Here is a 13,349-nt window from a genome sequence, read left to right as displayed (position 1 = left end):
CCTCCATATCACTCAGATAATTTTAGCGTGATTTTATGTGATTAAACTAACTTTGCTTGATGAACAACATCTATCATATCCTGACAGCAATTATTTTTACCAGCAATTAAAAGTCCATATTGATAAGGTTCAACTCCGTAAAATAATAAAGGAGCATCAAGCGATAAAAAACGCCCCCCACACTCCTGCAAAATAAGATCAGCCGCAGCAATATCCCACTCATGACAATTCGGACGAACTAATACAATATCGATCTCGTCTTGAGCAACAAGAACAATACGATAAGCAAGAGAGGGAAGATAATGATAAAGACTGACTCGATTGAGAAAATCATCGGGTAATTTTTGTGCGAGCGATTTATCAAGCGAAATTTTATATTTTCGATGAGCCTGAAAGGCTAAACGAGGAAGTTTTATCTCATTTAATGTTGCCCCTCCACCCGTGACAGCTGCATAAACATCTCCTTGAGCCGGACATTGTAGAACACCCACAATAGGACGACCATTCTCAATAATAGCAACCGAAATACACCAATAAGGACTGCCAGAAAGAAAACCTCGTGTTCCATCAATAGGGTCAACCACAAAGGAGCGCTCATAACTTTTTTGTTCTCGATTATCTTTTGTTTCTTCTGAAATCCATCCATAATTTGGACGTGCCCCAAGAAGCTTCTCTTTCAAAAAATGATCAACAGCAAAATCTGCCTCACTGACCGGTGAATTCCCCTCTTTCATCCAAACATCCAACGTGCATCCAAAATACCGCATTGCTAAATCTCCTGCCTCTCGACAAACCTCACGCAAAAGATTTAAATCTGAAGAATGATGCGTGTTATTTTCCTGCAAGTGTCATTCCTTCAATTAACAATGTTGGAGCCGCTGTCCCATAACGCCGATCAATATCATTGGCAGGTGTTAAATGTGCTAACATATGGAGCAAATCAGAACCTAGTGTTACTTCACTCACTGGATAAGCAATTTCACCATTTTCAATCCAAAAACCAGAAGCACCCCGACTATACTGACCAGTAATAAAATCAATGCCATGGCCGAATAATTCTGTCACATAAAATCCATTTCCTAAATCTTTTATCATATCGCAAGGCGATGCTAAACCCGGTTCAATAGCAAAATTTGTACTTGTCGGCTGCACCAATGACCCCGAACGCACACCGTGTCCATTGGTTTTAAGCCCTAATTCACGTGCTGTGGATGATGAAAGGAGCCAATTTTTTAAAATACCATTTTCAATAATATTGAGTGTTTGCCCCTCTATCCCTTCTCCGTCAAAAGGATGAGAAGCATTTCCCCGTAATCGCAAAGGCTGATCAGTTACATTAACATTAGGCTTCATCACTGGCGTACCTAAGAAGTCCTGTAAAAGACTCGTTTTACGAGCCACAGAAGCTCCATTGACCATAGAAGCGATATGCCCTGCAATTCCGCGAGCTGTACGCGGATTAAAAATAACATTAACGCCTCCTGTTGCTGCACGAACAGCCCCCACACGCTTAACAGCACCAAGCCCTGCATTCTTTCCCACAGTTTCTGCTTCCTCTAAATCAGAAAAATGTAAAGCTGTTGTATAATCATAATCCCGCTCCATCTGTGTCCCTTCCCCTGCAAGAGCACTGCAAGAACGTGAAAAGTAACTGGAGCGATAGGCACTACAAAAACCATCGCTGGTCACAAGAATAAAACCACTACGGCCATACGCTGTTGCAGCGCCGCCAGAATTGCTTACGCCTTTAACATCCAGAGCTGCTGCTTCTGTTTTTAAAGCATCCTCTGTTAAAAAATGACTGCTAGGTACAAAATCATCAAAAAGATCAAGATCTTTAGGATTCTTAACTAAACACTCTTTATCTGCCAAACCTTCAAATAAACTATCAGGAGAAGCTTTAGCCATTGCAACAGCACGTTCTGCAAGTTCTTGCGGATAAGACGCTAAATTAGCAGAAACACTTGCTACTTTTTTTCCAACAAAAACCCTTAGAGTAAAATCATTGCTCTCAGCTGCTTCTGTCGATTCGACTTTCCCAAAACGAACAGATACACTGGTGGAATGCGCATGAACAATAACAGCATCAGCAGCATCCGCCCCAGAACGCCTTGCCGCTTCAACCAATGAAACCGCTTTCTCAATCTGGTTCTTGTCAGCCATTCATAGACTCCCTAAAATATTTTATTATTTACATTGATCAGCACTCTGAAAAATTCATATACATCAGAATATAATTCTTGTTTGTTCATTCATAAAATTATGCACGTCTCATGCATTCTTTTTTTAATGCATTAAATCACTTTCCTTTCAGCTTCTTTATGAAAAGATGCAATATGTCGTAAAATCTCTTTAGTTTCAAGATTTCTCATCAGCCTTTATCATTTTAAAAGCCCAATCTGCAACTCACAATCAGATCACCCAAAAAAACTCGTAAATAAATAGAAGACTTAGCAATAACTCTTGGATTTAAGCCAAAATCTTCAAAAATTCAAAAAGCATAAAACAACCTAAAACACATGCCTTTTGTTTTCTGAAGTGTCAAATAACCTCCTTCATTCCTATAGCATTCTTTAATGTCTCCACAAGAATCAAGAAAACGACTTATCTTTTTGGATATTGCTTTACTTCTATAAGCTCTTTCCTAATGAAATGACAATACTGGCTACAGTTTCACAAGAGAAGAAAAGAGTTTCTAAAATTTTCTTATTTTCCATGAAAAAATCATCTTATAAGTTTTTATATAAAAAATAAAATTTTACGACTTCTATAAGGTCTTTAGGAAAAAATTAATCCCCTAAGACGCTTTGATAACGTGCTCAATAGCGAACTAAAAAGCTCATTGGTTTGTGATATACTCATAACTGATTTCATTGAGCTTTATTTTCAGTAAGAGCACGTCTGCTCATTTCAATCATTGCATCGCGAAGATGTAACTTAATTTTTGATCCAATAATCATTCCAAAGAAAGGAGAAAGTAAACCAGACATCGTTACGGTATGACGAATTTTGTTATTTGAAGAACCAGATTTGGTTGAATAAATATATTCATGATCAAAACTCATGCGTGTAAGAGGAAGTTTTGCATAATCAGAAAAACAAACATTTTTTATGACTTTATCAAGCGTAAAAGTTACTATTGGTCCTTTTTTAGGTTTCATGCGTCCTACAGCGCCTTCTTTAAAAGCACCAGAAAACTCTACCCATTCAAGTTCACTATCCCAGCAAGGCCACGTCGCTACATCTTCCCACATAGACCAAATCTGCTCTGAACTTGCTTGTGTACTAATTTCTTCACTATAGGTCCATTTAAACATGATGACCTCCCCTTTTTACAAAACCCGGTCTCTTCAGTGATAAAGAGTAATATATCAATTACTCTTAAAACTGCATAACGATAAGATATTTAATCTTTTCAAGTGCACTTAATAGGGAATGATTAAATCAACAAGCGATATTAATAAAATAAACACACAAATGTTCAGTATAGATGAACATTATTGTCTACCTTAAATAAAAATATGTGTTTTTTAAATCCATACAATAACAAAAAGAGGATTTACGCACCATTTAAAACATCAATGTAGACTACATAGCTTAAAGCTTTCAACTGTTGATAAAATATTGATTGGTAGTAAAGTTCATAATACACGAAAGCTTTGATAATGCGTTTTGCTTTTAATGTCTCTGAGATTAATAAATCAGCCCATAACTTACAAAAATGAGCAGCAATACATACTGCTAACTCAGGTACAATACTATTTACACCTCAGAGCAATTTGGGTTGGACAGAAGATTAGAAGGTATCTCTCTATATTATAAAGAGCGTATATCGTAAAAAGTTTGCTCTTAGAGCTATAAAAAAGCTTCAAAAAATAGAGAGATTGAGACAAAAAGCATAATAAAATTAAAAGACATCAATTTCTTTAACATTAAAATCTTTTATTGATTTTCTGCTTAACCTTTAAAAAAACATATAAAATAAAGGAAACTGTAAAGAAGTTTTTTCATCCTACCAAATAAAAAAGAGCTTTCTCAAGATGTAAGCAATTGTAATTTATAAAGACGTATTGCTGTATCACCATAAAAACGCTCATCAGCTAGATAAAAAACGTCAGGTAAATGAATGATTGTATCTTTTTTTTCTTCAAGTATAAAGAGTGTATCCGCTTTTGCCCATCCCCCTTGCAAAGCTTCTACAAAAGCCCGTTCACCTAAACAACGGCTATAGGGAGGATCAGCAAAAATAACATCAAATGGAAGCATTGTTCCAATCTTACCAAGTTTGGTTGCATCACGACGCAAAACTCGTCCGATCGACTGTAATTCAAAGGCTTCGATATTTTTTTGAAGCAACCCACGCCCCTCAACCGAGTTTTCAACAAAGACAGCAGCCTTTGCTCCACGTGAAAGGGCTTCAATGCCTAAAGCACCAGTACCAGCAAACAGATCAAGGATGCGTTTATTGGTCCAAAACTGTTCTTCACGGCTAGAAAGAATATTAAAAAGGCTTTCTCGCGTACGATCACTCGTTGGACGAATCGACTGATCAACAGGCGAAAACAAAACACGCCCAGCAAATTTACCGCCGATGATCCGCACGCGGACCTCCAAATCTCTTCAAAGTTTTTGCACCATCTTGATGTGATTTAGATTTTTTCAAAGCATCACGAAATGATTTTACCTTTTTCTTTCTCTCAAAAGAACACTCATCACGACCACCTCTTATCATTTTCTCTTTATCCTTAGAAAAGTGATCTTTCTTACCAAATACACGCGTCTCATCGTAAGATGTCTTGCCACGTTTTTGAATAAAACTCTCCCCCTTCTCTTTCTTCAAGTGATTGTCTTTTAATTTTTCTTTGCCTCGATGAAAGAATTTTCTACCAGCCAAATCGCTTTTATGATCATGGGATTTCTCCTCACTATAGGACAGTTTCCTCCGTGCACTTTGCGGACGAGCACCAGGAGCCATCCAAACATTCGCACGACGAGAACGCGGTAAAAAACGCTCCGCTTTTCCTTCCTCACTTTTTCCTTTATTCTCATTTTCATAAGGCTTTGTCCTTAACCGTGCGCGACCATGCTCAACAGAACGACCTCTCGTGCTACGCCGTATCGCTCTTTCACTTGAGAAAACCCAACCATCATTGGCAACAGAAACATCCTTCTGTCTTTGCTTTTCCGCAACAACTGCAGAATTTGAAAAAGGTTTCAGAATAGGAGCATCAAAATCAGCATTGGCCTGCATAATCAAACGCTCTCCCAACTGATCTCGTAACATCCGACCTTTTAACTCTTGTACGGCTCCTTCTTCTAAATCAGAGAGATGAAATGGGCCATAAGAGACTCGGATTAAACGATTAACTGATAATCCCAATGCCCCTAACACATTCTTTATTTCACGATTTTTCCCTTCTCGCAAAGCAACAGAAAGCCATATGTTAGACCCTTGTTCCCGTTCAATTGAGGCTTCAATCGAACCATAAAAAATACCATTAATCGCAATACCATTTTTAAGGTTATCGAGCGTGCTCTGCTTTACTCTTCCATGAGCACGAACGCGATATTTGCGAACCCACCCCGTTACAGGAAGCTCTAATACGCGCGCTAAACCACCATCATTGGTTAAGAGCAAAAGTCCTTCCGTGTTAATGTCAAGCCTTCCAACAGAAAGAACGCGCGGCATTCCTTTTGGTAAATGACTAAATACTGTAGGTCTACCTTCCGGATCACGGTTCGTGGTGACAAGCCCTGCTGGTTTATGGTAAAGCCATAAACGCGTTCGTTCTATAGGAGGTAAAGGTTTGCCATCAACTTTAATAACATCAGAACGGCTAACATTAAAAGCAGGCGTTGTCACAACTATACCATTCACAGAAACACGTCCTGCAACAATCATCATTTCTGCATCTCGACGCGAGGCAACACCCGCACGCGCTAACCTTTTAGCAATCCGTTCACTCTCATTATTTTCATTCATTTGCGTTTCAAACCAATTTTTGCCAGTATGTTCAGAAAATTATTCATATGCACCATACCGCTTATCCTGAAAAAGGGAGTAGCACAATCATTTATCATTTTCTATCCTTTAACAACAATAACGTATCCATTGATTTGCAAGTTTGTTTTAAACACTTAAAAAATAAAGGTATTCCTTTCATTATAAAAGCGTAATAAATTATTCATGCTATAACATTCCTTATCGAAAAATCTTTAAACTCTCTATGCCGTCAGTAGAAAGGACACTATGACTTTAACGCCCATGGAAATAGCCCTTTTGGAAGCGCAGTGGGCTGCAAAAAAAGATGAAGTTCCCGTAGGCGCTATCATTACACGTGGAAAAGCTATCATCGCACGTGCTGGTAACTTTATAAAATCTGCCTATGACCCGACAGGACACGCAGAAATGCGTGCAATCCGTATGGCTTGCGAAACATTGCAAAGCGAAAGACTTTCTGATTGCGATCTTTACGTAACACTTGAGCCTTGTGCTATGTGTGCTGCTGCCATTTCATTTGCACGCATACGACGTCTGTATTATGCAACAAATGATCCCAAAGGAGGAGCTATAGAAAACGGCCCACGTTTCTATCAGCAACAAACCTGCCACCACAAACCTGAAGTTTATTCTGGCTTTAAAGAAAAAGAAGCTGCTCAATTACTTAAAGATTTTTTTATCCAAAAGCGATGCTAAAAACAATTCTTTATCATAGCTTTTACTCTTTAGAAACCATTCTATTCCTTAAAAAAGATGATTAATCCTTCTGATATAGCGAAAGCTATTTTGAAGCATTTTTCCTCTAACACTCTTTTAACACTGCATAGTGCTTCTATTAGATTGATTCATTCATTTATAAAATAATTCATTGCTTTATTTATAAAATATAAAGTCCAAAAGATTCTAGAATATGCTCATTTCAAAGCTGTTTATGGTGAATCAATAAAAGTCTCTTCTTAGCACATCGCAAAGTAGATTACCTTCTGAATAAAAAACAATTTAGAAAAGGCTAAAAATATACCTTATGTAAACTCTCCACTGCCGCGGGCTATCGCAACATTAAAAGCTAGCAAAACAATGATGATAACAGCCTACTCCTTCATAAGCATAAAGATGGTTGTGCACAATGGATTTACCGTTATATCCTTCAAACGAGCGATGGTGTGAAATAGATTTGAGAACCTTGAGAAATATTTCTTATGAGGAAAACACAGCACACTCTCTCGATGCTATTGCTATTTCATGCCCCCACTACCGCAAAGGGAAAGCTCTGCGTGAAGGAGGACTTAGTCTTATTTAGTCTTATAAAGTAATAGGAAGAATATCTCACATATTTTAATATTTTTCCTTTTCCCTAGCGAGTAATAGGAGCAGTCTTTGCCGGTTGGCGATAACTTAAAGGCGGCTCTGTGAGATAGCGACGGTATTTTGGACTTCCAATTTGTGCTCTTTGACGACGTAAATATTCTTGTCGTTGTTTTGCATTACTAAAGCCATTAACTGAAGACCCTTTGTGAGGAAAAGAACGACTTCCTTGATGCTGTTTTGATGCTGCGCCTCTATTGACAGATCTATCTTGTTGGGGCACCGGTAAAAATCGGCGTGCGCTAGGACTTGGTATCACAAGTTCTGGGCGGGGTTTCATAACAATCTGACTGCTGTTATTTACTGGTGTTAATGAAGCAATATTAGCAACATCTTCAAAAAACTGTATCGAAACCGGTTTATTTGTCCCATAGGTAGGAGCAGATAAATTACATCCCGCTAAAACAAAGCATATACCTAAAATTCCTGTTGGAAATATTTTTACTTCACGTTTTCTCACTGCTTATTCCATTTCCCAAGTATATGGCTGATTAATATTCCCGCTATTTATAAGAGAACGGTCCATACACAAAATTTCCCCCCCTGCAGATAAAACAACGGAATTTACTCCCTACCATAAAAAACAATATTCATCAATATGGGAAATCTCCTTGCATTTCTTTCCCTTGATCTAAAACTTTAAATCTTGCCAAGAATTTTTAATTCTCGCAAAGCAGCTGCATCACGAGCAGAGACATCAGGATAAGCCGGATCACTCCCAACATCCTGTGTATAACGCCATGATCTAGCACATTTTTTCCCCAACGCCTTCTCTGGATATACCCCAACACCTTCAACATCATTCAAAGTAAAAGCATCAGAAGGCATTGTATCCTGCACAATTGTGAGAGCACTGGTGATACAGATTTCTGCCATATCTACATTTTCTAATGCCTCTCGTAGAACTGGATTGGAAATAAAAACAATAGGAGCAGCTTCTAACGAGGATCCAATACGCTTATCAGCACGCTCAAGCTCTAAAGCTCCTGTCACAACTTTACGAACCTGTCGAATTTTTTTCCAACGCTCAGCTAAAGATTCGTTTTGCCATTCTTTTGGTACAGAGCGAAATTGTTCCAAATGCACCGATTGGCTTTCTGGATAACGCTCTAACCAAGCTTCTTCCATCGTAAAAGGCAACATGGGAGAAAGCCATGTCACCATTCGCTCAAAAATCTCACGAACAACCTGCAAAGAGGCCTTCCGTTTTTGTGATGAAGGTGCATCGCAATACAGAGAATCTTTGCGGATATCAAAATAAAATGCCGATAATTCAATGATTGAAAAATCTAATAATGCACGCATAATTTTTTTAAAATCAAATTCATCGTAAGCATGATTAATCAATTGATCAAGTTCAAAAAGCCGATGTAATATAAATTTTTCAAGATCTGGTAGTGCACAATAAGGTATTTCTTCTCCTTCATCGTAGGCTAAAGTTCCAAGCATCCAACGAATTGCATTGCGTAGTTTACGATATGAATCCACATTGGTTTGAAGGATCTTTTTGCCTAAACGCTGATCTTCCCAATAATCAGTTGTCATGACCCAGAGACGAAAAATATCAGCTCCAGATGTTTTAATGATCTCTTGGGGAACCACCGTATTGCCTAAGGATTTAGACATTTTCTTACCATTCTCATCCAAAGTAAAACCGTGTGTGATCACTGTCTTATAGGGAGAACAAGCACGCGTACCACAGCTTTCCAATAGAGAAGATTGAAACCATCCACGATGTTGATCTGAACCTTCAAAATAAACATCTGCAGGCCATTTTAAATCAGCCCGATCTTCCAATACAAAGCTATGACTTGCTCCAGAATCGAACCAAACATCTAGAATATCATAAACCTGAACCCAAGGCTCATGCGCACGATTACCTAAAAAACGTTCACGTGCTCCTTCAGCAAACCATGCATCTGCTCCCTCTGCTTCAAAAGCCTGTAAAATACGCTCATTTACATGCTGATCTTTGAGAACAACACCATCCTCATTAGCAAAAATACAAATAGGAACGCCCCAAGACCGTTGCCGAGAAAGAACCCAATCAGGACGATCTGCTATCATAGAAGATAAACGGTTTTGACCAGAAGACGGAACAAAACGCGTCTTCGAAATAGCTTCTAAAGCACGACTGCGTAAAGTTGAACTGTCTCCCAAGTCTTTATCCATTGAAATAAACCATTGTGGTGTATTACGGAAAATGACCGGCTTTTTTGAACGCCAACTATGAGGATAGGAATGTTTTAAACGACCACGTGCAAACAGCCTATCTGCTTTTATGAGAGCGTTAATAACCTCTTTATTGGCATCACCCATTTTGCCATGATCATCAATAACACGTGCTGGCCCCCCTTCACGATCTGGTCCCAAACCCGGAACATCTCTCGTATAGAAACCCGCATCATCAACAGGAAACGGTATCGATGTATCAATCCCCGCTTGCTCTAATAAAAGCTTATAATCATTCCAAATTTCAAAGTCCTCACGCCCATGGCTTGGTGCTGTATGGACAAAACCTGTCCCCGCACTCTCTGTCACATGGGAGCCCTCAAGCAGCGCAATCTTATAATTATACGCTCCAGCCAAACCTTTGAGCGGATGAGAAAGAACAAGAGCTTTCAATTCGTCAGCAGAAATAACACGTAAGCGTTTTAAAACAAGTTTGGCTTTTTCTGCACAACTCATGGCTAGAGCATCTGCAAAGAGAAGCTTTTCTCCCACTTGAGGACCAAAGTCATTTTCAGCACTTTCAACTTCGTAAAGACCATAAGAAATCTGCGAAGAATAACTCACGGCGCGATTGCCTGGAATTGTCCATGGTGTTGTTGTCCAAATAACGACATAAGCACCATATAAATCATCAGAGTTTGCTTCAAAAATCGGAAATTTAACCCAAATCACCTCTGATTCATGATCATGATATTCAATCTCTGCCTCTGCCAAAGCTGTACGCTCCACAACAGACCACATCACCGGCTTAGAACCACGATAAATCTGATCTGACATCGCAAATTTTATTAATTCACTCGCAATGCGTGCTTCTGCTTGAAAAGCCATTGTGGTATAAGGTGCCTTAAAATCTCCCACGACACCAAGGCGTTTAAATTCTTCACTTTGAATGCTTACCCAATGTTGTGCAAATTCACGGCATTCTTGACGAAACTCATTAAGAGGAACCTCGTCCTTATTTTTTCCTTGTGCGCGATATTTTTCTTCAATTTTCCATTCAATTGGAAGCCCATGGCAATCCCAACCAGGGACATAATTTGCATTAAACCCCCGCATTTGAAATGAACGGACAACCACATCCTTTAGAACTTTATTTAAAGCATGCCCGATATGAATATGGCCATTTGCATAAGGTGGGCCATCATGAAGAATATAAAATGGACGATCTTTTGCTTGTTGGCGCAATTGTGCATAAAGTCCTATATTTTCCCAACGCGCCATTAACTCAAGCTCTTTTTGCGGAAGCCCTGCACGCATAGGAAAATTTGTCTGTGGGAGATAAAGAGTTTTTGAATAATCTATTGTTTCATTTTTCACAGTCATTGTGAAATATTCCTGTCCACTTTTACGATTTCATTTTTGCATAACTTCCCTGAACTCTGCAACTCTGGTTTTTATCTATAGGGAAAGCCGAGCTTATCATTCGTATTAAGCAGCGATCAAGAAAATATATCATCACACTTTATGGGCTTTATCATGAAATTTGCAAAAAAAGAAACTAAAAAATGATCCTAAAAAAATATAGGCTCCACTGATAGTGGAGCCTCTTAAAAATTCACTCTTATAAAATAGATTAGAATTTATAAGCTACACCAACGCGGAAATCATTGGTTTTGTAGTTAATTTCAAGTTTTTCCTTTGCAAGTTTCTTTTTACCAAAATCGGAGTAACGATATTCTGCACGCACAATCACATTATCCAGCACTGAGAAATCAACGCCACCACCAAGAGTGTAACCAATCATGGTTTTAGTTTCATCGGTTAAGTTTCTAGAAGAAACAACGGTTCCATCCTCACCCTTAACAGATACTGATACAGTGTCTTGAAACTGACCATAAGCAATACCACCCGCAAGATAAGGCATAAAGCGATCAGCAGCAAAACCGATACGTACCCGTGTAGCACCACCCCAATTCTGCTTGAAAGTATGATTTAAAGTTTCAACTTCATCTCCTTGTTCAAGACCAAGTTCAGAAGCCATCTTTTTCATTTGCTCTATACCATATACGCTGGAATCACTCTTATCCGCCGCTTGTACACTCTGTGCTCCATGAGGACGGGAAGCATGTGGGTTAGCACCATGTGAACCGTGTGGGTTAGCACCAGAGCCATGACCACCTGGGTGAGACGCACCATGCGGATTAGAATGTCCACTACCATGGGCACTATGATGCCCCCCGTGTTGGGTTCCACTTGTTCCGTTGGAGGCTTTTGTCTCTGACCCATTAGATGATCCTGATCTCGCGAGTGTAAGTGGCCCGGCTGGCACTGTTCTTTCCGCTAACGATGGTTGTCCTGATGTAGGAGACTTTACTACTGTCTGACTTGTTTCTGATTTTGTTGGTGAGACAGAGGAGGCTGCTACTCCTGATGTTTGACTTCCTGCTCCTGTGCCAGTAAGTGCAGGTGTTGGTTTAGATGCAGCTAAACTTGATCCAGTTTCTCCCACTGTTACGGATGATTGTCGTGCATCTGTTCTTGCCGATGATGCCGATGACGATGGTACTGTTCTCATCACTTGTTTGGCAGAGCCTGATTGCATCGTTGGCGATGCAGATTGCGTTTTTAATGATGCTGTTGAAACTCCTGGTTCTCCTCCCACCGTCACTGTTTTTCCTTGTATTGTAGAATTAACATTACCAGGACTGCTAGTTTCTACTGTTTGAGATGATGGAGCTCTTGCGCCTGCTGCTGGAGATCCTGCAGCTGACGCTGGTGAAGTCCCTGAGGCTGATGTTGTTTTTTCTGGTACCAACGGATTAAGTGCTACTCCCGTAGTGCCTTGTGTTTGTGTCCCCGTTGTTTGTGATGAAGTTTTTGCTGCTGCTGATTTGCGGAATCTTCCCACTGATTTTTCTACTGTAACGTTATCATCTGTACCTATATTAATAGTCTTTGTGTGTTTTTTTCCAGATATCATTAAATCTGTATCGATACCAAAAATAAAGCTGTCACCTAGATCAATATTAGACCCTGCATAAAAACCACCAGCAAAACCTGAAAGTTTAGGAGAGAACTCTTTATCCAGTGGAAAACCCTTTTCTTGATCGACAAGAGCCATATCGGACTTGCTCGAAAAGCCACCAGCCTGGACACCCAAATAAAGCCCCGTCCATGAAAAAGTGGGCGCAACAATAGTAGAAGAAGGAGTTGATGGTGCTGTCTGATGAGGAATCAGTACATCAGCAGCTAGCGCTGTCGATGCTGAAATTAAAGAAAAAATAGACGCTGTTATTAAACGTTTTGTATTCATAAAATCTCTCCAAATATCCAAAATGAAATGTATATAGAGCATCTTTTTTGAAATATCTGTAGCAAAAATGACACACTCACAAAAAAATAAAGAAATTATGAAAACAAGGCTTCTTAACTATTTAATTTTGCACTTAATGAAAATTTATCAACTAAATCATACTAAAATTATGTGTCTTAAAGTTGGGTCCATTTTCATTCAATTTTCGTATAACTGTTAATAGTAATATTTTTTATAAATTTATTTTACCTAAACTTAATAACAGTATTCTACACATAACAGAATATTGCTTATCATTGATAAATCAATGCCAGCCCAAATAGTAAAATAATCATTGACTTTTTTACCCAAATACCATCAAAGTTTCATCTATTTAATAACATAGTATATCTTTAATGTTCTATTTGTATCTGAAATCATAAAAAACAAAAGCGCAAAAATGTGTCTGACTTTTTGTGCTTAAATGTGCTTCAGAAAATATGGAATAACTGGCATCAA

The 13,349-nt window shown here is 38.9% G+C and carries 10 protein-coding genes; 2 read left to right on the top strand and 8 right to left on the bottom strand.

The annotated features are described in order from the left end of the window. Positions 1–41: 41 nt before the first annotated feature. From D1092_RS00775 to D1092_RS00755, 5 genes are all read right to left on the bottom strand, one after another. A complete protein-coding gene (locus D1092_RS00775) occupies positions 42–845 on the bottom strand; it encodes a 3'(2'),5'-bisphosphate nucleotidase CysQ (protein WP_120121753.1) in 804 nt (267 codons plus the stop codon). After that, a complete protein-coding gene (locus D1092_RS00770; RefSeq protein WP_120121752.1) occupies positions 832–2,163 on the bottom strand; it encodes a TldD/PmbA family protein in 1,332 nt (443 codons plus the stop codon). Before D1092_RS00770 ends, D1092_RS00775 begins: the two co-directional genes overlap by 14 nt. Before the next feature lie 707 nt (positions 2,164–2,870). Then, complete coding sequence (locus D1092_RS00765; RefSeq protein ID WP_120121751.1) at positions 2,871–3,317, bottom strand: SRPBCC family protein; 447 nt, start codon at positions 3,315–3,317, stop codon at positions 2,871–2,873. A 718-nt stretch (positions 3,318–4,035) separates the two neighbouring features. Then, positions 4,036–4,602 carry a 16S rRNA (guanine(966)-N(2))-methyltransferase RsmD gene (rsmD, locus tag D1092_RS00760; protein WP_120121750.1) on the bottom strand — a complete coding sequence of 189 codons (567 nt, stop codon included), beginning with the start codon at positions 4,600–4,602 and terminating at the stop codon, positions 4,036–4,038. Beyond that, positions 4,583–5,983 (bottom strand): pseudouridine synthase, encoded by a 1,401-nt coding sequence (locus D1092_RS00755; protein WP_120121749.1) that lies wholly within the window; start codon positions 5,981–5,983, stop codon positions 4,583–4,585. Before D1092_RS00755 ends, rsmD begins: the two co-directional genes overlap by 20 nt. Before the next feature lie 267 nt (positions 5,984–6,250). Between D1092_RS00755 and D1092_RS00750 the strand changes: the two genes are divergently transcribed. Together D1092_RS00750 and D1092_RS09395 are read left to right on the top strand one after the other, a co-directional pair. Further along, entirely contained in the window at positions 6,251–6,697 is a 447-nt protein-coding gene (locus D1092_RS00750) for a nucleoside deaminase (protein WP_120121748.1), read from the top strand. Between the two features lie 430 nt (positions 6,698–7,127). Further along, positions 7,128–7,301, top strand: coding sequence for a hypothetical protein (locus tag D1092_RS09395; protein ID WP_167309291.1), 174 nt, complete (start codon positions 7,128–7,130; stop codon positions 7,299–7,301). A gap of 54 nt (positions 7,302–7,355) precedes the next feature. Here D1092_RS09395 and D1092_RS00740 read toward each other — a convergent pair whose 3' ends face one another. From D1092_RS00740 to D1092_RS00730, 3 genes are all read right to left on the bottom strand, one after another. Further along, positions 7,356–7,826, bottom strand: a complete 471-nt coding sequence (locus D1092_RS00740; protein ID WP_120121747.1) for a hypothetical protein — start codon at positions 7,824–7,826, stop codon at positions 7,356–7,358. Positions 7,827–8,005: 179 nt separating this feature from the next. Beyond that, positions 8,006–10,921 carry an isoleucine--tRNA ligase gene (ileS, locus tag D1092_RS00735; protein ID WP_120121746.1) on the bottom strand — a complete coding sequence of 972 codons (2,916 nt, stop codon included), beginning with the start codon at positions 10,919–10,921 and terminating at the stop codon, positions 8,006–8,008. Between the two features lie 250 nt (positions 10,922–11,171). Then, complete coding sequence (locus D1092_RS00730; RefSeq protein ID WP_120121745.1) at positions 11,172–12,851, bottom strand: outer membrane protein; 1,680 nt, start codon at positions 12,849–12,851, stop codon at positions 11,172–11,174. Positions 12,852–13,349 lie beyond the last annotated feature (498 nt).

Origin of the sequence: Bartonella krasnovii (assembly GCF_003606345.3) — a bacterium.
In the GTDB taxonomy this organism is placed as follows: domain Bacteria; phylum Pseudomonadota; class Alphaproteobacteria; order Rhizobiales; family Rhizobiaceae; genus Bartonella; species Bartonella krasnovii.
This window is presented reverse-complemented; position numbering and strand designations above follow the sequence as displayed.